Origin of the sequence: Streptosporangium sp. NPDC050855 (assembly GCF_044456585.1) — a bacterium.
Taxonomy (GTDB): domain Bacteria; phylum Actinomycetota; class Actinomycetes; order Streptosporangiales; family Streptosporangiaceae; genus Streptosporangium; species Streptosporangium longisporum.
Genome location: NZ_JBITFY010000011.1, coordinates 19268 through 39002 on the forward strand (window position 1 = coordinate 19268; position 19735 = coordinate 39002).

Sequence of the window (19735 nt, forward strand, 5' to 3'; positions counted from 1 at the left end):
CTCGATACTCGATGAGGTATTGACTCGGACGGCATGGGTGATCCGGGAATCACGGGCTCATGGGCGTGAACCGATCGCCTCGCGCGCGTGAACGCGAGCGGAGCAGCGGTGCGCCGAACGCGGCGCACAGGGCGAGGGCGGCCAGGACCGTCAGTGCGGGCCGCTCGGCCGCGATGAAGGCGCTCGCGTAGGCCTCCCCCTGTGGCCCGGCCCGCCCGCCGAGCCCGGCCGCGGCCTGCAGGGGAACGCCGATCTGGATGATAGCGCCGACGAGCGCCACGCCGAGCATGCCCGCGAGCTGCCGGCCGGTGTTGAGCACCCCGGAGGCCGCGGGGACGAGCCCGGCGGGGAGCTCCTTGATGGCCTCGGCGCTGGCCGGCGCCATCACCAGACCGACCCCGGCACCGACCAGGGCCAGGGGCGGGGCGAGATGAGACAGGGCGGTGGACGGCGCTGCCACAAGGGCGAACCACCCCACCCCCGCCGCCATCGCCATCAGGCCGCCCATGATGATCAGGCCGCCCCCGACCCGGTCGGTGAGCCACCCGGCCAGCGGGGACAGCACTCCCGCCATGGCCGCCATGGGCAGGTAGACCAGCCCGGTGTCGATGGCGCTGCCGCCCAGCACACCTTGCACGTGCAAGGTGACGACCAGCATGAGCCCCAGCATCACGGTGAACTGCACGCACGCCAGCAGGCCGGCGACGGTGAAGGACCGGTGACGAAACAGGGCGAGCGGCATGAGGGGGTCGGCGTGCCTGCGCTCCCACCACAGGAAGGCCAGCAAAAGGGCCAGGCCCGCGGCGAAGACGACCGGGATGGTGACGGGTCCGGCGACCGCGCCCCAGGCATGGCGCGGTCCTTCGACGAGACCGTAGGTGATCGCCACCAGCCCCGCGCTCGCCAGCACCACGCCACCGCGATCCAGCACCTGCCGCCGGTCGGGGCGCAGGTCGGGGACGTGGCGCAGCGTCAGAGCCAGGGCCAGAAGGCAGATCGGGACGTTGACGAGGAACGCCCACCGCCAGCCCCATCCGGCGATGATCAGGCCTCCGCCGACCGGTCCGACGATCGCCGCCAGGGCCATGGTCGCGCTGACCGCTCCCAGCGCGGCACCGCGGCGGTTGCCGGGGAACAGCATGGCGATCAGGGTCAGGCTCTGGGGAACGATCATCGCTCCCCCGGCGCCCTGCAGGACGCGGGCGATGATGAGCTGGGTGACCGACCCCGCCAGACCGCATGCCAGTGATGCCACCGTGAAGAGAACCAGACCCTCCAGCAGCAGGCGCCGGGGGCCGCGGATGCCTCCCATACGTCCGGCGGTGATGAGCAGGGTGGCGTAGACGAGAACGAACCCGTTGAAGACCCACAGCACCTGATCCAGACCGGCCCCCAGATCACCGATCAGGTCCGGGACCATGACCTGGACGATCGTCGTGTCCACCATGACCACGAAGGCGGTCAGGCAGAGCGTCGCCACGGAGACGCCGGTGGCCGACGATCGTCGCGCGAAAGGGGGGGCGGACATGCGCGGCTCCCAGATCATCGGGATCGGTCTGGCCAGGAAACGAATTAAAATCCAAAAACAGCCGAGAGCTTTATAAACAAATAGTCATGCTCCGTCTCGGCCGGAAACATGTCAAGAGGACGAGCATGGAATTTCACATGTGAAGACGGCTCCGCTTCGCGACCCATTTCATCCCCGTCCGGCCGGTGCCGTCGCGTTGATCAGCAAACCGTGCATGACATGGGGTGCGGCCTCGAGCTGGAAATCCATCAACGGGTGCAGGCGCCGCACCGTGCCCTCGAGCGAGAGCAGGCACAAAAGCGGGAAGACGAACTCCGGTTCGGCGAAGAGCCGGTGCCTGCGCTGCAGGTCGAACAGGTCGACAGAGAAAGCGGCCAGGTCGAAGTCGCAGGCGGCCGCGCCGGCGTTGCGCACCACGAGTTCGGCGACGTCGTGCCGGAACGCGGCGACATCGGCGCCTTTTTCAATACCTCGGACGGTGGAGAGCAGGATTTCCGCGCATCCCTCGCCGTCTCCTTGAATCATCCCGGCGAAGAACTTCGTGAAGCTGGTCCGCGCCATGTCGCTCAGCCGGAAGGTGAATCCGGCGTCCAGGATCACCACTTTCCCGTCGTCCTGGAAATAGACGTTCCCCTGGTGCAGGTCGACGTGAATGAAACCCTCCACGAACAGCATGCGGTAGACGGCCTGCACCAGGATCACCACCCCGGCCTCCCGGGTCTGCCGGGGCAGGCGGTCGGTGGACAGACGGTCGAGATCGTCGATGTAGTCCATGGTGATGACCCCGCCCGCGCACCTGCCGGGGACCACGCCGGGAACCACGACCTCGGGAAAGCCGGCCAGATCCGCACGCAGGCGCCGCAGGTCGTCGGTCTCCCTGGCGAAGTCCAGCTGGCCGGTCAGCGAGTCCCCGATCTGCGTGACGATGTCGACCATGGGGACCCGCCGCAAGGGCGGGAGGCGGCCGATGATCTGGGCCGTCAGCCGCAGCATCAGGATGTCGGCCGCGAAGCGCCGGGCGATGCCGGGACGACGTACCTTGATCGCCACATCGCGGCCGTCCAGGTCGGCTCGGTAGACGCAGGCGATCGATCCGCTGGCCACCGGAGGCCTGCGCAGGGCCTGCTCGAATCCGGCAGGGAGCCTGCCGAAGGCGGCACGGGCCTCCTTCAGCGCCTGCCGGCCGGTCATCGGTTCCACGCTGTCGTGCAGCCGGCCGAGGGCGGTGGCCATCGTCTGTCCCACCAGGTCGACGCGCGTCGCCAGGAGCTGGCCCATCTTGAGGAAGGCTCCGCCCAGCCGCTCGGCCAGACGGGCCACCTGCGTGGCGACGTGCTCTCGCCGACGCGCACGCGGCGAGAGCACGACCACGACGGCCACCCGCAGAAGCGTGCAGGCGACATGGATCGTCACCTGAAGGGCGCGCTCTGCCAGCAGCCGGGGCGAAGGGTGGGACGGCATGCTCACTCCTGCCTTTCGCTCAGTCGTCGGGCCACCGCCTCGCGCAGGAGCGCAGGGCTCATGTCGAACTCCGGCGCGGGCACGTAGGTGGCCGGGCTCGTCCGGACGAAGTCGGTCCGATGACCGCTCAGCAGCCGTGAGACCCTGACGCGCCTGGGCAGCAGGTCCTCTTCGGCGTCGCCGTGTTCGATCAGCTCCCAGCGCCTGACCTGCTGATCGCCGTCGTGTATCACGCGGGTGGTCACCATGCCGTGAGCGGGGCTGACGAGTTCGCTGACGCGTAGTCCGGGAAGCGATGCCGGGCCCATGAAGCAGCGCCTGTGGCCTCGCGGCCGGGCGGTGGAGGGATCGGCGCACACGTCGGGGGCGACCGGCAGCAGGGCGGGGTGCGGCCAGGCCATCAGGTCCATGTATCCGATGTCGGTGAGCGGCAGGCAGTCGAACACGAGCCTGTCCACCACCTGAATCGGTTCCTTCATGGTGGGCAGATAGGTCTGGACCTGACAGGTCGACAGATCCAGATCCTCATCGATCCATACATAGGTTCCGAAGAGGACGTCCGGTTTCATCACGAAGATCGCGGTCACCGCGTTCTCACGGCCTGGACGGCCGAGGAAGCGACGCGCGAACAGGTACCGCATCGGGTTGTGCCCGATCGCGGCCTCGACGCCGAAGGCATAGGACGCGAGCCGGCCCGCGCGGAAGTTCGCTCGAGCCGGCCCGGCAACACGCACGTCATCCATCGCTTTTGGCGCCTAGGCGAGCACTCTGGCGAGCTCGGCCGGCACCACCGCGCTTGCGATCGGGACGTGGTGCAGGAGCGCCCCGATCTCGATGTCGGCGGCGATCAGCTCACCGACGCGACGGCCTTCGCCGTCGTAGAGCGTGTACTGCTTGGAAGTGCGCGACACGTCCCCGATCGGGGGGACCATCGCGACCCGAGACTCCAGACGGACCACCTGGTCGCCGGTGTCAACGGTCGTGCCGAGCTGCTCTACCTCGAACCGAGGATAGATCATGGTGATACAGTCCTTGATCGGCATCACCGAGCCGTCGTCGGGGGCGGGACTCGGCTTGACCCGGGCTCCTTCCGCCTTGCCAGGCGAGTTCGAGACCTTGACCTGGCCGAAGATCTCGCTGTGTCCCGTCACCTGAAGCGACAGGAACTGCGCGGTGATCGTCGAGCTGGCCCAGTCGAGAGCGGTGCCCTCGGCCGCGTGCGGGTCGTGGCGACGGTAGATCGCCATGCCGTGGAGGTCGACGATGTCCTCACCGAGCCCGTCGATGCGCACGTGAATGCGCTCGCGGACGGTGAAGGACTCAAGGGCCGACGGCGTCAGCGTGTACGGGCGGATCGAGTAGAGGTTACCCGGCCCTCCCCACGCCGACTCGTGCCCCTTGACGACCTCCGCCGGCAGGAGCGTCGCGCCGTCGATGCCGGCGGCGATACCCCTGTCGAGGAGTTGTCTGAGAATTCCCTGAGGTTCGCTCACAATTCAACCTTTCGAGTGAGAGCGATGGAGCGTGGTTGCCCGACGTCACCCGCTACTTCGCGAGTGACGCCATGAGGACATCGAGCGAGTCGATGACGTGCGCGAAGTCGACGGTCCGCTCGCGGATCTTGGTCTTGTCGACCGTCTGGTCGCCCAGTTCGATCGCGAGCACCTCGATGAGGCGGTCGAGGTTGTTGTAGGCGATGCTCACCGGAAAGTGCTGGAGCGGCGTCTCGAAACTCGGGTCGGCCGTGGGGGTCCCGGACTCCAGGACGCCCTTGGAACCGCTGGCCTCCCGCCAGGCCCGTTCCACCGTGAGGTCATAGGCGTGGAACGCGCCGAGGTAATGCGGCTTCCAGAGGCGGCGCAGCTCGTTGGCGGAGATCCTCCTTTCCAGGTAGTCCACCGCCACGGGGACGAAACGCTCGCGATACTCCGCGAGCAGGGACCGAACGTCCGGGGACGTCGTCGACAGCGGGTTGTCCGCGATGGTCATTCTTTCTCCCAACCTGGGTTCTTGGCTGATCAGGACGCCTCTCGAAGTGGAGTCCCTGGATTCCGTCCCGAGCTGCCGGATCCGGCGGAGGACTGCGCTCAGCGACCCTGAGCATCGACGTCACTCATAGTGGACCGCTTTAAGTTTCTATAGTCAATACCTTGTCATCAAGAATCTGCCGATACTCGACATCCCATCACGCCGATTCACAAACTTCCCTTTGAATAGGCACTTCAGGGAAGCGCGACAGGAGACCGGGAAGATCCCGGCGGCCGACGGGTTGACATGGAGCTACACATATTATTAGTTAGTTCCTGGAGGCGTTAGGTGCCTGGTGGCCCTCCCGGTCTACAAAACCGATGGGCGGCGTTAACGTCGCTGGCGGGTTCGATTCCCGTTCGCCTCCGCTACAGATCGCCGCGTCACTCCTTGAACGGTGGGAAAGCGCGTATGTACGTAGTCGCGACCGCAGGCCATGTAGATCACGGCAAATCGACGCTCGTACGCGCCCTCACCGGGATGGAGCCCGACCGCTGGGCCGAGGAACGCAGGCGTGGTCTGACGATCGACCTGGGGTTCGCCTGGCGGACATTGCCGTCAGGCGAACTCCTGGCCTTCGTCGACGTTCCCGGCCACGAGCGGTTCGTGACCAACATGCTCGCCGGCGTGGGCCCGGTTCCCGCCGTCATGATGGTGGTCGCCGCGGACGAGGGATGGATGCCGCAGTCGGCCGAGCATCTTTCGGTGATCGACGCGCTGGGGCTGGGACACGGCCTGCTCGTCGTGACCAGATGCGACCGCGCCGACCCCTCGCTCGCCCTCGACGAGGCCAGGGCCCAGATCGCGAAGACCTGCCTGGGAACGGTCGAGGCCGTCACCGTCAGCAGCACGACGGGGGAGGGTATCGACGATCTCCTCACGGCACTGGACAGGCTCGTCGCCGCGCTTCCCCGGGCGCGGGCCGCAGAGCCCGTCCGGCTGTGGATCGACCGTGCCTTCACCGTCAAGGGCATGGGCACGGTCGTCACCGGCACGTTGCCGGCCGGTACCGTGGCGGTGGGTGATGAGCTGGTCCTTGCCCCCTCCGGGCGTCGCGTCCGGGTCCGAGGGCTGGAGTCGCTCAAGAAACGCGTCTCCTCGATCTCCGGTGTCGCCCGTGCGGCGATGAACCTCAAGGGTGTCGAGCTGGCGGACGTCGCACGCGGCATGGCGCTGGTGTCACCGGACCGGTGGAGCGTCACGGACACGGTCGACGTACGGCTGCGGGGCGCCGGCGCGGACGAGCTCGGGCGAGAGTCCCTTCTGCACATCGGCTCCGCCGCGACCCCGGTGCTCGTGCGCCGTCTCGGCTCCGAGACCGCCCGGCTGACGCTGAGCACCGCCCTGCCCCTGCACGTGGGAGATCGCGCGATCATGCGCGACCCCGGCTCCCGGCGCATGGCGGGCCTGACCGTTCTCGACGTCCGGCCCCCGCGGCTCAGCCGCCGCGGCGCGGCCACGGCCGCCGCGCGCGAGCTGGCGGCATGGCCCGAGCGCCCGACCGGTGGTGTGCTGCTGCGCAGGCACGGCTTCCTGAAACGCGCCGACCTGACCGTCATGGGATGCGAGCCCGGGGACGGACCCGCGATCGGCGACTGGCTGGTGGATCCGGCACGCTGGGACGCGCTGACGGGCGAGCTCTCCAAGGCGGTCGACGCCTACGCCGATCAGCACTCCCTGGCTCCGGGGCTGCCGGTCGAATCCGCCCGGCAGTTGCTGAACCTGCCCGACCGGCGCCTGGTGGAGGCGCTGGTGAGGCCGCCGTTGCGGATGGAGGGCGGTCGTGTGCACCGGCCGGCCGCCGCGCCCACGCTGCCCGCGCCCGTCGCCGCCGCCGTACGCCGTCTGGAAGAAGAGCTGGAGACGGCCCCCTTCAGGGCCCCCGAGGCGAGCCACCTCGCCGAGCTGGGTTTCACCTCCAAGTCGGTGATCGCCGCCGCGCGATCAGGTGCTCTGCTCCGGCTGGCCGAGGGAGTGGTCCTTCCCGTCGGGGCGGAGACCAAGGCCGTGCAGATCCTGAGCCGTCTGCCGCAACCGTTCACGGCGAGTGAGGCCAGGAGCGCGCTCGGCACCTCCCGCCGGGTGGTCATCCCGCTGCTGGAGTATCTCGACAGCCGCGGCCACACCGTCCGGGTCGACACCAGCAAACGGCGGATGCGGGCGCGCACGCCGAACTGACGGCCGCCCATCCCTCTCTGGAGCGCGGACGACGCCCGCGCCTTGCCCCCTCCCCCGTGCCCGCTCGGCGCGCCCCGGCCGGGAACCGCCTTCGATCGTTCGGTCTTCGAGGAGGGGTGGGATCCGGCCGTCCGGCATCGGTGAGCGGTGCGCGGGTAAGCGGTGCGGGAACCGGTGGCCGCTCGCGCGGGACGGCTCGGTCAGCCGCCGCCCTTGGCCACGTAGTCGGCGGGGTCGTAGTGCAGACGCAGTCGCTGGATCCTGCCGTTGTCGAGGGTGAAGAACTCGGTGAACCTGACGATGCCCCCGGGCAGGTGGGCGTCGTAGAGAACGGCCGTGTCGCTCTCGCCGTGGACCTCCTGGATCGGGTCGATCCTGGTGACGTTGGCGATGAAGCCCTTGACCCCGTGCCGGAAGCGGGCCGCCCCGGTGACGCGTCCGGCGATGGGTCCTTCGAAGTCGAGGTCGTCGGCCAGCAGGGGCGCGAGGTCACGGCCGTCCTCGTAGGTCTCGATCCCGCCGGTGAGGATCCGGTAGTACGCCTGAACGACCGAAGGCGCGTCGTCGCCGACGACGGTCATGTCGATCTCCTTCCGAGCATCCGATCTCTGTGATTGAGAAAATAAACCACCGGATAGATATTTTCAACCACTAACACTAGGCTGGTGTCATGCGTTCATACGGTCAGTTCTGTTCGATGGCGCGTGCCCTGGATCTGGTGGGTGACCGCTGGACCTTGCTGATCGTCCGCGAACTTCTCACCCAGGGCCCGTGCCGCTTCTCCGACCTGCGGCGCGGTCTGCCCGGCATCGCCAGCAACCTGCTGGCCGATCGCCTGCGCGAGATGGAGGAGGCCGCGCTGATCACCCGGCACGAGGAGCCGCCACCGGTCGCCGCGACGTTGATCGGCCTCACCGGCAGGGGCCGCGACCTCGGCGGCGTCGTCGGCGAGCTGACTCGCTGGGGCGCACCGTTGATGACGAACCCGCCCCACGACGACGCGTTCAGGATGCACTGGTTCGCGCTGCCGCTGCGCCACCTGTGCCGGGCCGGCTCACCCGGCGAGCCGGCCGTCACCGTACGCTTCGGCGACCTGTACGACGGCTGTGATGTCATCGCCGACAACGGCCGGATCGACGTGCGGCCCCCTTCGGCCCGGCGGCGCGTCGACGCGACGGTCACGGCGCCGCCACAGGTGCTCGTCGCGCTGTTCACCGCGCAGACGAGCCTTGCGGCGGCCCAGGACCAAGGATTGGCCGTCGACGGCTCCGCCGCGGCGTTCGAGCGCCTTCTGCCGAGCGAGGGACACACCGATGCCTGAGGGGCACGACGCGCGAGGGCTGCTCGAGGAGATCGCCGCCGACTTCGGTGACGAACCGGACGTCGTCCTGGGGACGATGTTCCGCAGTCCGGGGCTGCGCACCGGTGACAAGATCTTCGCCTTCCTTGGTCACGGTGGCGAGCTCATCGTGAAACTTCCCCGGGACCGGGCTCGCGGGTACGTCGACGCGGGGAGCGCCGAGCCGGTGACCATGGGGAAGCGGACCATGCGGGAATGGGTCGCCTTCCCGGCCCAGGAGAGCGACGCGGCGACCCTCGCTCTGTGGCGGGACGTGGCCCGTGACGCCCGCCGGTACGTCGACGCCCTGCGACGATCGAACTGACCGCGAGCCCGCGCGGGCCCGTCGGGACCCGGGCCGCCCATGACGTCGGCGACACCGCCGCACCGTCCGCGTCCGCCATGACGGGCGCGGACGGTCCCGCCGGACCGGTCAGAGACCTGCCTGATCGCGGGCTCGTCCCCTCCCCTGCAGGCCGGAGCCGGCGGGGGCGGGTGGGGCGGTGGCGTGCCAGAGCCCGCGCCTGGCCGGAAGCCGGCCGCCGGTCAGTGCCCGATCGCGTGCCGCAGGCTTCGCAGCAGGGTGTCGTCCTGCTCGGGAGGCACGGTGCGCAGGTCCACGATGACGTGTCCTCTCTCGGCGCGTGCGATGACGGGCGGGTCCTCGGCACGCAGCCTGGCCACGACCGTGGTCTCGCTCACCGGCCGGGGGTCGATCCGGATGAGCACGCTGGGCATGCCCTCTCCGGGAAGGCTGCCGCCGCCGGCGACGCTGGCGCCGTCCCTGAGCGAGGCGGCATCGCCCAGCGCGCGGGCCATGGCGCCGGCGCGGGCTCTGAGGGCCTCCAGCGACACGGTGAGCATCCGCCACACGGGCAGTTCCTCCAGCCGGCCCGACAGGTGCGTCTGCAGCGTCGCCTCCAAGGCGGCGAGGGTGAGTTTGTCGATCCGCACGGCACGCGCGACGGGATGACGGGCCAGCCGCCCGACCAGGTCGGCCCGGCCCACCAGGAGGCCCGCCTGGGGGCCGCCGAACAGCTTGTCACCGGAGAACACCGCCAGATCGGCTCCTGCGCCGAGGCTGTCGCGCAGGGTCGGCTCGTCCCCCAGGCGCCCTCGCAGGAGACCCGAGCCGATGTCGTGCAACAACGGGATCCCGGCCTTCCTCGCCAGGCGGACGAGGTCGGCCAGCGGCGGCTGCGCGGTGAAGCCCTCGATGCGGTAGTTGGAGGGGTGAACCACCATCAGCAGAGCCGTGCGCTCGTCGATCGCGTCGGCGTAGTCGGCCAGGTGGGTCCGGTTCGTCGATCCCACCTCGACGAGCTCGACGCCGGCGGCCTCCATGATGGAGGGAATGCGGAACTCCCCGCCGATCTCGACCAGCTCTCCACGGGAGACCAGGACCTGCCGGCCCCGTGCCAGAGCGCCCAAGGCCAGGAACAGGGCGGCCGCGGCGTTGTTGACCACCAGGGCCCCGGGCGCGCCGGTGAGCTCGCGCAGGAGGGCATGGGCGGTGGCGCCACGCTTGCCGCGCCCTCCCGTTCGCAGGTCGAACTCCACCGTCGAGTACCCGGTGGCGAGGTCGACGGCCTTCCTGGCCGCCTCGGAGAGGGGCGCCCGGCCGAGATTCGTGTGGAGCACGACCCCGGTGGCGTTGATGACGGCGCGCAGCCGACCGGCCGTGAGGGCGGCGATCGACCCCGTCGCCACGTGCGCGATGTCGTCGAGTGAGGGCGGCGGCCGGCCGTCGGTGACGGCGTGGCGGGCCTGCTCCAGTGCCCGCCGGGCCGCCTCGGTCATGAGCGGCCGCCCCCAGGTGCTCATCTGCTCGGCGATGCGGGGGTGTGCAAGGACGACGTCCATCTTCGGCAGCGCGCGGCGGGGATCGCCGTTCATCGCCTTCACCTCCGGCCAGGTCGCGGCACATGTGGGTCGTTCGTCACGGGTCGGTTTGGACGGCCTGCTAGGCGGCGGCGCCCTTCCCTACGGTGCCGTTCCCTACGGTGATGCGTCCGGCCGGGCCGTCGACGACCCGTCCGATCGACGCGGCGGGCAGGCCGCGCGCTCGCAACCGCTCCAGCAGGGCGTCCGCCGGAGCCTGCGCGGCGATGAGCAGTCCTCCGGAGGTCTGCGCATCGTGCAGCAGCACCGAGGTCTCCTCGTCGACGGAGGGGTCGATGTGCACCCGGTCCGCCAGATGGCTCATGTTGGCCCGGGAACCGCCCGAGACGAATCCCTTGGCGGCCAGCTCGAGGGCCTCCGGCAGGAAGGGCACCCGCGCGGCGTCCACCCGCGCGGCGACACCGCTGGCCTTCAGCATCCTGTGCAGGTGCCCGAGCAGCCCGAACCCGGTCACGTCGGTGGCGGCTCGCGCCCCGGCCGCCTGCGCGACCTCGCTGGCCGTCGCGTTGAGCGCCGTCATGGAGTCCACGGCGCTCCGGACGGCGTCGGCGGAGGCGGCGTCGTGCTTCAACGCCGTGACGACGACACCCGTGCCGAGGGGTTTGGTCAGGATCAGCTCGTCGCCGGCCCTGGCGTTGTCGATGGTGAACAGGCGGGCGGGGTCGGCCAGGCCCACCACCGCCATGCCGTACTTGGGTACGGGGTCGGCGATGGTGTGGCCGCCGACGACGGCGCATCCGGCGGTGGCCGCCAGTGCCGCCGCCCCGCGCATGACCTGTGCCAGCATGCCGATCGGCAGGTCCTCCCCCGGCCAGGCGGCCAGGTTGAGCGCGATGATGGGCCGGCCGCCCATCGCGTAGACGTCGGACAGGGCGTTCGCGGCGGCGATGCGGCCCCAGTCGTAGGGGTCGTCGACGATGGGGGTGAAGAAGTCGGTGGTCAGGATCAGGGCCTGCGCCGCATTGAGCCGCCACACCGCGGCGTCGTCACCTTCGGGCAGCCCGACGAGCAGATCGGCACCGGGAACCGGGGTGATCGGTCCGAGGTCGCTCATGAGCTGTTCGAGGGAGGCCTGAGGAAGCTTGCAGGCACATCCGGCGCCGGGTGACAGGGAGGTGAGGCGGATGCCGTGCTGAGCCGATGTGCTCATCTCAGCCTTTCCATGTGCTCATCGAGGTTCCGGCGGCCGATGGCGGCCGCGTCGGCGTCGTGGGAGGCGCCGTGCGGCCGCCGACCGGCAGGCTCTAGTGGCCGGTCGCGCACATCCGGTATCCGTCGTTGATGATCATCTGTGCCATTCCGACATAGGCGGCCGGGTCCTGCGGGACGACGGCGGCCAGCCCGTCGCAGTAGCGGTTGAACATGCAGAACGCGGCGGAGATGAGCACCGTGTCGTGAATCTCGGTGTCGGTGGCGCCGGCCTGGCGGGCGGTGTCCACCATGGCCTCGGTGACCTCGTGCCCGCCGCGCTGCGTCGCGCCGGCGATGACCAGCAGCGCCTTGAGCTTGGGCGAGATCGGCGCGCTGTCGGCGTCGTCGATGACCTTGTCGACCAGAGCCCGGCCCCCGCTCTGCTGGGCGGCGCTGATCTCGGTGTGGGCGGAGCTGCAGAAGTAGCAGTCGTTCAGCGCCGAGACGTAGGCCGCGATCATCTCGCGGTCGCCCCGGCTCAGGGAGTGCGGGTTGCGCAGGAGCACTTCGGCGAGCTCGGCCAGGGGACGCCCCGTCTCGGGGCGGTACTGGAACAGGCCGGGGGTTCCGGGTGCCAGCTCAGGGGACATGGCGATGTGCGGCATGGTCTCTCCTTGGAGGCGGTGCACGATCCTCGGAGCCGCCCGTGGCGGGCCGTGAAGCGGAGACCTCGCGGGGGCGAGTGTCGCCTCTCCCTTCGAGGGCGAAGTGCCACGGGGGCGTTGTCGTACCGACACCCCAAAGTAGACAGCTTTAGAGATATATAGTCAAGCGTTGCATCGCATGCGGCCCGAAGGTTGAATGGCGCAAGAATCCCATTGCCATGGGCGAGCTCCACCAGCGTTAATCGCAGCGATACAGAAAATCCACATTGACAGCAGAGAGTGATCTTTCTAAAACACTTACAAGATTATGAAGCTGGAACAGAGGCCAGGGAGCGTTCCGCGGCGACGTCCCTGCGGGGAACGAGGCCCAGCAGGACACTGGAGCGCATGATCGCCTCAGGGTCGCCGGACATCGTCAACCGGCCCGAGGCCAGGGCCTCGAACGGGCTCAGCCGCTTGGCGCCGATCTCCACGAAGGTCTTCGCATCGGTGTGCGCCACCATCGAGCACGGGGCGTCGCAGCGGCCCTCGACCACACGGGGGACGCGCCCCTCGACGGCGACGTGGAAGACGACGTCGTCCACGTGAAACTCATATACCTCGTCGATGTCCGATGCGCGCTCAGGATCGATCATCGTCTGTACGGCGAGGAACCCCCAGTGCGGCCGGACCACCTGGTCGTCGCTCGGCTCGCCGAGCCGCGACAGCCCCCAGCGCGTCAGCATCAGCACCGGTTCGCGCAGCCGCCGGCCGAACTCGGTCAGCTCATAGCCCTGGTCGCGGGAGGCGGCCTTGGTGACCACGCCCTGCTCGGTGAGGACTTTCAGGCGTTCGGCCAGCAGGTTCGTGCCGATACCGGGCAGCTCCGCGAGCAGTTCGCTGTAGCGCCTGGGACCCAGGAGCAGCTCGCGGACGATCAGCAGCGTCCAGCGCTCCCCCACCACGTCCAGGGCGGACGCCAGACCGCAGTACTGCCCGTAGTTTCTCCGTACATGACTCACTGTGATCCTCCTCTAAGATTCTTTACTTTATTTCTGGATAGTATCCCCCTGCAATAGGCCACTTATGATCAGGAGCGGACATGGCGACACCGTTACCCGGGGTGCGAGTGCCCGTGGTGAGCGAGACGACGGCCACGGGAACCACCGCCGCCCTCTACGAGGAGATACGCACCCGCCTCGGGCTGGGACTGGTCCCCGACGTCTTCAAGCTGGTCAGCACACGACCGGCGTACCTTCAGGTCTTCTGGGACGGGTACCGCTCGGTCTTTCACGAAGGCGTGCTGGAGCGCGGCGTCAAGGAGCTGATCGCCGCCTTCGTCGCGCGCGAGGTGGCATGCCGCTACTGTGTCGACGCCCACGTCCTCTTTTTGGACCTGATCGGCGCCGATCCCGGCCTCACCGCGAGCCTCGCGGTCCCCGACATCGACGACATGCCGATTCCCGAGCCGACGCGCGAGCTTCTGCGGCTGGCCGCTCGCATCACGCACGAGGCGTACCGGATCGCCGACGAGGATTTCGTCAGGCTCAGAGCCCTGGGATGGAGCGATGAGCAGATCCTGGAGGCGGTGTGGACGGCCTGCCAGTTCAACTGGGTGGCGCGTATGGCCAACACCTTCGGCCTGACCACCCTGGGTCAGCTCGCCGATTAGGGCCCGCACATGGTGAAGGCGCGACGCCGGCCGCTCCAAGGTGGCGCCGCGCCTTCGTCTCGGGGACCCCCGGTCACATGAAGTTGCGGGTGTGCAGGGCCGAGAGCTCGGTGGCCTCGTCGTGGGGGAATCCCAGCCGCACGAGGCGATGCCGGCGTCCCTCGTCCATCTCCGCTTGGAGCCGCATCACCTTCGCGTACCCCTTCTCGACGGCGTGCGGTGTCCACTCCCCGGCGGCCAGGGTGACCAGGGCGTCGAAGACGTCCTGGTTCAGCCCGGCGCTGCTGACCAGTGTCTCGTGCCGTCGTTCCACCGCGGCGCGCAGCCGGTCGCGCAGCGAGGGGTCGACCGCGATCTGATGCTGAAGATGGGCCACCCCGAACGCGACATGCCGCGCCTCGTCCTGCCTGGCGAGTCTGGTGACCTGGCGCGTCACCGGATCCGGGGCGTTCTGGTCGAGGAAGGTCAGCAGGTTCAAAAAGCTGCCCTCGCCCAGGACCGACAGCAGGAACGACGCCAAGGAGAAGTCCGGCTCGGTGAGCAGGGTGTTCAGCGACTCCCGGCCGCTCACCGAGGAGGTGCCCATCTCGCCGCCGGTGAGCAGGGCGCGGCGGGTGAAGACCTCCACATGACGGGCCTCGTCGGCCGCCTGGACCGCGAGAAGTTGCAGGACCTCCCTGAAGTGCGGATGGACACGGGCCAGCAGCCGGGCCGGGATCACCAGGGCCGCCTGTTCGTTCTCCACCAGGAACGTCATCACCTGCACCACCGCTCGTTCGATCTCGGCGGGCAGGCTGACCTCGGCGTCCCATGCCACGGCCTTGGCGGGATCCCATTGGGCGGCGGCCGCGTGCGCGTACAGGCTGGGCGCGATCTCGGCCCAGACCTGATCGCGGTGGATCAGGTCGACGGGAAGCTCGGGGCCGCCGGGCTCGACCAGCGCTCCGCGCGCCGCCAGCCCCCAGTGAAGCGACGGGGTGGCGGTGATCTGGCCGGGACCGGGACCGCCGGCGCGTTCGGCGTGCGCCCACCGGTCCAGGTCGGTGCGGCCGCGCACCACCCGGGCCCGCACGTCGTCGTCGGGATCCTCGACGGGCCGCACCCGATGGCCCTGATGCCGGCACCATGCCTCCAGGTGGATGAGCAGCGCGGGGTCACGGCCGGTCACCGCGAGTTCGTCGCCGGGGCGCAGGTCGCGCAGTGCCCGTTGCACCAGCAGGTGGGCGCCGCGCTCGAAGCCGAGGTCCTGCAGGTCGAGCAGGGGCGGGAGCGCCCCGGTCACGGTGTGTATCCGTCCGCCGTGACGGCCCCGGAGGAGTCGTAGAAACCGCTCTCGTCGACCGCGGCCTCCAGGGCCGCGTATCCGCTCGTCCTGCCGGGCTGCCACACGGTGAGCCCTTCGAGGTCGAACAGGGGACGCACCCGGGGGTCGGCGTAGGACATGGACAGCAGCAGGTCACCGAAGGTCTGGGTGACCTGGTCGGGCACGTGCTCGGCGACGCTCATGTTGCAGTGGTCGTACGGCGGGGTCTGCGCCAGGACCCGGGTGCTGCCCGCGGCCAGGGTGCCCTCGCGGCCGAACAGCAGGTGGTTGGAGTCGATCATGCACGCGGCGGCCACCGTACCGGCCGCGAGGGCGCGGGCGGCGTCGCGCTCACCGCCGATGTGGTCGCCGTGCAGGCCCACGCCGACGTCGAACCTGCGGATCGGCACGTCGATCCCGGGCCGCAGGCCGTTCGCGGCCAGGAACGAGGAGGGGATCAGCGTGGCCTGCGGGGAGTCCACGGCGCCGACCGCGATGGTCTCTCCCTTGAGGTCGGCCAGGTCCTTGTAGGGGGAGTCGGCGCGGACCACGATCACCGAGGTGAGGTCCCGGTCGGTGTCGCGCATGACCAGGGGGGTCAGCCGGCGTTGCCGGGCCTCGGCCAGGCGCCTGGCGCGGATCCAGGCCAGGGGGGAGTTCCAGGCGGCGTCGATGCGGCCTTCGACGAGGTCTTCGGCCTGGCGCTCGTAGTGGGAGTAGAGGACGAAGTCGAAGGCGAATCCCTGGTCGAGCAGCCACGACCGGAACCCGCCCCAGATCGTCACCACCTTGGGGTCGTAGGCGACCGCACCCATGAGCAGCGTCATCGTGGAATCCTCCTAAAAGAGCGGCATGCCGAGGGTCGCCCGGCCGACGAAGTCCTGTAACGCGTCGGTGGTGGGGGCCATCACGCGGGCGGCGAGCGCGTCGCGGAACAGCCGCTCCACCCCTGTCTCCTTGCGGAAGGCCGATCCCCCGCACAATCGCATCACACCGTCGGCGACGTCGGCCGCGGCCTCGGCCGACACCGCCTTGACCTGCAGGACGCGCAAGGTGGCGTCCTCGCGTCCGGTCTCCAGGGCGGTGAGGGTGTCGTTCAGGAAGGCGCGGACCTGGTCGGTGCGGGTGTGCACCTGCGCGTACCTGGCGCGCTGCAGCGGCTGCTCGGCGAGCGTCTGGTCCAGGTGGTCGAGCCTGGTGCCCAGCAGGTGGTCATGTGCCTTGGCGACCAGGGCCTCCATCAGCCCGAGCGAGAACGCCGCGTTCAGGACGAGGAAGTACGGCAGAGCGGTCTGCAGCGCGATGTCCAGGCCCGCGCCGTCCGCGCCGAGCATGGCCTCCCGCTCGACGACGACGTCCTGGCCCGTGACGGGGCTGGAGGCGTTCCCGCGCAGCCCGAAGCCGTCGAACGGCCCGCGGGTCTGCAGACCGGCCGAGTCGCTGCGCACCAGCCAGATGGTCATGGGACCTTCGGCCTGCAGCGGGCGGGTCGACCACACGTAGCTGTCGGCCTCGCTCGCGGCGGTGACCCAGCTCTTGCGGGAGTCGAGCCGGACGTGACCGTTGTCGGGCGAGGCCGTGCCGACGGGGGCCCAGAAGTGGCTGCGGGAGCCGACCTCGGAGAAGGCGAGCGTGGTGAGGTGCTCGTTGCGGGCGATCTGCGTGCGGACCTTCTCGCTGCCGTGGGCCTCGATCAGGGCCGTCGCGGCGTAGTGCATCAGCATGACCATGGCGGTCGACCCGCAGGTGCCGGCGAGCCTTTCGATGACCTTCGCGGCCGCGGACAGGCCCTGGCCGCCGCCCCCGAGATCCTTCGCGCTGGTGAGGCCCAGCAGACCGGCCCGGGCGAGGGCGTCGATACCGGAACGTGGAAACGTTCCAAGGCGGTCGGTGTCCGCTGCTGCCGGAGCGATCGTGGATTCGATCGCGGCGTCCAGGGCGGTCATGTGGTCAGAGGACATGGGCATCACCACTTTCGGTTCGAGACGGACCGTCACCGGTGGGGGGGACCACCGTGAACGTGAGCGTGGAGGGGTCGGCCGGTTCGACGTCGACGACGACGCTCTGCCCGGCATGCAGGCGTCCGCCGAGGATCAGGGTGGACAGGGGGTCGTCGAGCCGTTGCCGGACGATCCGGCGCAGGTGGCGGGCACCGGAGGCCGGGACGTGACCGAGGTGCGCCAGCAGGCGTCTGGCCTCCGGCCTCACCTCCAGGGTGATGGCCCTGTTGCCGGCCAGCCGCTCGGACAGGCGGGCGACGGTCATGTCGACGATCTCCAGCAGGTCGGCCGGTGTCAGAGGGCCGAACGCGACGACGTCGTCGACCCGGTTGAGGAATTCGGGTCGCAGGTGACCCCGGAGCTCGTCTTCGGCCAGGGACCGCATCCGCTGCGCGTCGGAGCCGCCGCCGTCGGTGTCGGTGAAACCGGCGGGCAGGCTCCAGGCGAGACTCCTGGATCCCAGGTTGGTGGTCATGATGATCACGGTGCCGGTGAAGTCGACCTCCCGGCCCTGGCCGTCGGTGAGCCGGCCATCTTCCAGAACCTGCAAGAGCGCGTCGAGAACATCGGGATGAGCCTTTTCGATCTCGTCGAGCAGTACCACCGAGAAGGGGCGCCGCCGAACACGTTCGGTAAGGTTTCCTCCATCTTCGTAGCCAAGATAACCCGGCGGCGCGCCGAACATCTTGGATACGGAGTGCTTTTCCATGTACTCGCTCATGTCCAGCTGGACGAGCGCGTCCTCGTGACCGGACAGGAACGCGGCCAGCGCCTTGGCGAGCTCGGTCTTACCGACTCCGGTGGGGCCGGCGAAGATGAACGAGCCGTTGGGACGTTCCAGGTCCCCCACCCCGGTCCTGGCGCGCCGGACGGCCCGGGCGAGCACCGCGATCGCGGCGTCCTGGCCGACGACCCGCCTGCGCAGCTCGATCTCCATCGCCAGCAGCCGCGTCGTCTCCCCGGTGGAGAGCCGGGCCGACGGAAGGCCGGTCATCGCGGCCACCACCTCGGCGACGTGGTCACCGGTGACCTGCGGCGGCCCTGCCACGGCGGGCAGGGCGAGCGCGCGGATCCGCATCAAAGCCGCCGCCTCGTCCATCGCGTCGATCGCCTTGTCGGGCAGGAAACGGCCCGGGAGATGACGATCCGTCAGGCGTACCGCGCTGAGCACGGCCTCATCGGTGATCGACACCCGATGATGTGCCTCGTAGCGCTCGCGCAGCGCCGTGAGGATCTCGACGGTGGTGGCGGCGTCGGGCGGATCCACCTGAACGGGCTGGAACCTGCGTGCCAGGGCCGCGTCCCTGTCGATGTGCGTCCGGTAGGCCCGGTGGGTCGTGGCGCCGATCATGCGCAGCTCGCCCCGGGCCATCAGGGGTTTCAGGATGGAGGCGGCGTCGATCCTCCCCGTGGAGGTACCTGCTCCCAGCAGGGTGTGCAGTTCGTCGACGAACACGATGATGCCGCCGTCGGCCTGGATCTCCCGCAGCACGGTCTTCAGGCGCTCCTCGAAGTCACCGCGGTAGCGCGCACCGGCCACCAGGGCGCCCAGGTCCAGCGTGTACAGGCGCATGTCCTTGAGGACGTCGGGCACCTGCTCGTCGACGATCCGCTGTGCCAGGCCTTCGACCAGCGCGCTCTTGCCGACGCCGGGCTCTCCCACCAGCAGCGGGTTGTTCTTCGTACGGCGGGAGAGGATCTGGACGAGCCGCTGCATCTCCTTCTCACGCCCGATCACGGGATCCAGTTCCCCGGCCCGGGCGGCGTCGGTCAGGTTGCGCCCGAAGCGTCCGAGCAGCAGGTCGGCCGAGCGCACCGGTCCCGCCACCGCGCGGATCGGTTCGGGGACCGGGTCGAGCAGCTGCAGGATGCGCTCGCGGATGCGGGTGGCGTCCGCTCCCAGGTTCGCCAGCACCGTGACGGCCGGGTCGTTCTCGGCACCGAGCATGCCCAGCAGGATGTGCTCGGTGTCGACGTGGTCGAGCCCGAGGCGTCCGGCCTCGACCCGTGACCGTTCGAACAGCTCGTCGACCCGGCCGCTCATCGGCATCGGTCCGGGGGTGAACTGCTGACCGGCCCCGACGAGCTTCTCCACCTGCTGGTGGACGCTGTCGAGTTCGATGTCGAACTCCTTGAGCAGCACACCGGCCAGGCCGTCGGCCTGGACCAGGCCGAGAAGGATGTGTTCGGTGCCGACGGAGTTGTGGTTGAACATCCTGGCCTCCTCCTGGGCCAGGACGACCACCTGCCGTGCGTGCTCGCTGAGTCGGTCCACCATCTCCCGCTCCTCGCTCGGCTCCTTTGACGCCGCGTGGCGGCGGAGGCCGGTTTCCGGCGACTGCATGTGGCGAGATGCCCGGGGGCATCGGGGTGTCGGTCGCCGTACGGGATGTGCGGCGGGTGTGCCGGGAAGGAGGCCGAGGACACGTCGATCCCGAGGATCACGGAGTCATTTTTTTTTCGGACCGTGTTCTCGGCGTCCTGGGCGTCCTGGGCGTGCTGGTCGTCCTGGGCGTTCTCGGCCTCCTCGGCCACCTGGCGGGCGACGT

Annotated in this window: 18 protein-coding genes and 1 tRNA gene; 5 read left to right on the forward strand and 14 right to left on the reverse strand. The window is 69.6% G+C overall.

Going from position 1 to position 19735, the window contains the following annotated elements:
* Positions 1 to 49: 49 nt before the first annotated feature.
* From ACIBCT_RS22160 to ACIBCT_RS22180, 5 genes are all read right to left on the reverse strand, one after another.
* A complete protein-coding gene (locus ACIBCT_RS22160) occupies positions 50 to 1528 on the reverse strand; it encodes a DHA2 family efflux MFS transporter permease subunit (protein ID WP_399191326.1) in 1479 nt (492 codons plus the stop codon).
* 168 nt (positions 1529 to 1696) lie between these two features.
* Positions 1697 to 2989 (reverse strand): ABC1 kinase family protein, encoded by a 1293-nt coding sequence (locus ACIBCT_RS22165; RefSeq protein ID WP_399191328.1) that lies wholly within the window; start codon positions 2987 to 2989, stop codon positions 1697 to 1699.
* Positions 2990 to 2991: 2 nt separating this feature from the next.
* Entirely contained in the window at positions 2992 to 3732 is a 741-nt protein-coding gene (locus tag ACIBCT_RS22170) for a hypothetical protein (protein ID WP_399191330.1), read from the reverse strand.
* Between the two features lie 12 nt (positions 3733 to 3744).
* Positions 3745 to 4482: a DUF6073 family protein gene (locus tag ACIBCT_RS22175; RefSeq protein WP_399191332.1), complete on the reverse strand. Its 738-nt coding sequence runs from the start codon at positions 4480 to 4482 to the stop codon at positions 3745 to 3747.
* 52 nt (positions 4483 to 4534) lie between these two features.
* Entirely contained in the window at positions 4535 to 4978 is a 444-nt protein-coding gene (locus ACIBCT_RS22180) for a hypothetical protein (RefSeq protein ID WP_399191334.1), read from the reverse strand.
* 316 nt (positions 4979 to 5294) lie between these two features.
* Between ACIBCT_RS22180 and ACIBCT_RS22185 the strand changes: the two genes are divergently transcribed.
* A tRNA-OTHER gene (locus ACIBCT_RS22185) sits at positions 5295 to 5385 on the forward strand.
* A 43-nt stretch (positions 5386 to 5428) separates the two neighbouring features.
* Positions 5429 to 7195, forward strand: coding sequence for a selenocysteine-specific translation elongation factor (gene selB / locus ACIBCT_RS22190; RefSeq protein WP_399191336.1), 1767 nt, complete (start codon positions 5429 to 5431; stop codon positions 7193 to 7195).
* Between the two features lie 200 nt (positions 7196 to 7395).
* On the opposite strand, the gene ACIBCT_RS22195 is transcribed toward selB, so the two are convergent.
* Positions 7396 to 7776 (reverse strand): nuclear transport factor 2 family protein, encoded by a 381-nt coding sequence (locus ACIBCT_RS22195; protein WP_399191338.1) that lies wholly within the window; start codon positions 7774 to 7776, stop codon positions 7396 to 7398.
* Positions 7777 to 7865: 89 nt separating this feature from the next.
* Between ACIBCT_RS22195 and ACIBCT_RS22200 the strand changes: the two genes are divergently transcribed.
* Together ACIBCT_RS22200 and ACIBCT_RS22205 are read left to right on the forward strand one after the other, a co-directional pair.
* Entirely contained in the window at positions 7866 to 8516 is a 651-nt protein-coding gene (locus ACIBCT_RS22200; RefSeq protein WP_399191340.1) for a winged helix-turn-helix transcriptional regulator, read from the forward strand.
* The gene (locus ACIBCT_RS22205; protein ID WP_399191342.1) at positions 8509 to 8859 is read left to right on the forward strand and encodes a hypothetical protein; all 351 of its coding nucleotides are present in this window, start codon (positions 8509 to 8511) and stop codon (positions 8857 to 8859) included. Before ACIBCT_RS22200 ends, ACIBCT_RS22205 begins: the two co-directional genes overlap by 8 nt.
* Positions 8860 to 9080: 221 nt before the next feature.
* Here ACIBCT_RS22205 and selA read toward each other — a convergent pair whose 3' ends face one another.
* The 4 genes from selA to ACIBCT_RS22225 all read right to left on the reverse strand — a co-directional run bounded on the left by selA (position 9081) and on the right by ACIBCT_RS22225 (position 13233).
* Positions 9081 to 10430: an L-seryl-tRNA(Sec) selenium transferase gene (selA, locus tag ACIBCT_RS22210; RefSeq protein ID WP_399191344.1), complete on the reverse strand. Its 1350-nt coding sequence runs from the start codon at positions 10428 to 10430 to the stop codon at positions 9081 to 9083.
* 67 nt (positions 10431 to 10497) lie between these two features.
* Positions 10498 to 11586 carry a selenide, water dikinase SelD gene (gene selD, locus ACIBCT_RS22215; RefSeq protein ID WP_399191346.1) on the reverse strand — a complete coding sequence of 363 codons (1089 nt, stop codon included), beginning with the start codon at positions 11584 to 11586 and terminating at the stop codon, positions 10498 to 10500.
* Between the two features lie 94 nt (positions 11587 to 11680).
* A complete protein-coding gene (locus ACIBCT_RS22220; protein ID WP_399191348.1) occupies positions 11681 to 12232 on the reverse strand; it encodes a carboxymuconolactone decarboxylase family protein in 552 nt (183 codons plus the stop codon).
* Between the two features lie 305 nt (positions 12233 to 12537).
* Complete coding sequence (locus ACIBCT_RS22225; protein WP_399191350.1) at positions 12538 to 13233, reverse strand: winged helix-turn-helix transcriptional regulator; 696 nt, start codon at positions 13231 to 13233, stop codon at positions 12538 to 12540.
* 80 nt (positions 13234 to 13313) lie between these two features.
* On the opposite strand from ACIBCT_RS22225, the gene ACIBCT_RS22230 reads away from it, so the two are divergent.
* Positions 13314 to 13883 carry a carboxymuconolactone decarboxylase family protein gene (locus ACIBCT_RS22230; RefSeq protein WP_399191352.1) on the forward strand — a complete coding sequence of 190 codons (570 nt, stop codon included), beginning with the start codon at positions 13314 to 13316 and terminating at the stop codon, positions 13881 to 13883.
* Positions 13884 to 13956: 73 nt separating this feature from the next.
* Here ACIBCT_RS22230 and ACIBCT_RS22235 read toward each other — a convergent pair whose 3' ends face one another.
* Genes ACIBCT_RS22235 through ACIBCT_RS22250 form a run of 4 tightly spaced genes read right to left on the reverse strand, consistent with a single transcriptional unit; the run spans position 13957 to position 19464 of the window.
* The gene (locus ACIBCT_RS22235) at positions 13957 to 15165 is read right to left on the reverse strand and encodes a sulfurtransferase TusA family protein (RefSeq protein ID WP_399191354.1); all 1209 of its coding nucleotides are present in this window, start codon (positions 15163 to 15165) and stop codon (positions 13957 to 13959) included.
* A complete protein-coding gene (locus tag ACIBCT_RS22240; protein ID WP_399191356.1) occupies positions 15162 to 16013 on the reverse strand; it encodes a phosphate/phosphite/phosphonate ABC transporter substrate-binding protein in 852 nt (283 codons plus the stop codon). Before ACIBCT_RS22240 ends, ACIBCT_RS22235 begins: the two co-directional genes overlap by 4 nt.
* A gap of 12 nt (positions 16014 to 16025) precedes the next feature.
* Positions 16026 to 17147 carry an acyl-CoA dehydrogenase family protein gene (locus ACIBCT_RS22245; RefSeq protein WP_399191357.1) on the reverse strand — a complete coding sequence of 374 codons (1122 nt, stop codon included), beginning with the start codon at positions 17145 to 17147 and terminating at the stop codon, positions 16026 to 16028.
* Positions 17137 to 19464: an ATP-dependent Clp protease ATP-binding subunit gene (locus tag ACIBCT_RS22250; RefSeq protein WP_399191359.1), complete on the reverse strand. Its 2328-nt coding sequence runs from the start codon at positions 19462 to 19464 to the stop codon at positions 17137 to 17139. Before ACIBCT_RS22250 ends, ACIBCT_RS22245 begins: the two co-directional genes overlap by 11 nt.
* Between the last annotated feature and the right edge of the window lie 271 nt (positions 19465 to 19735).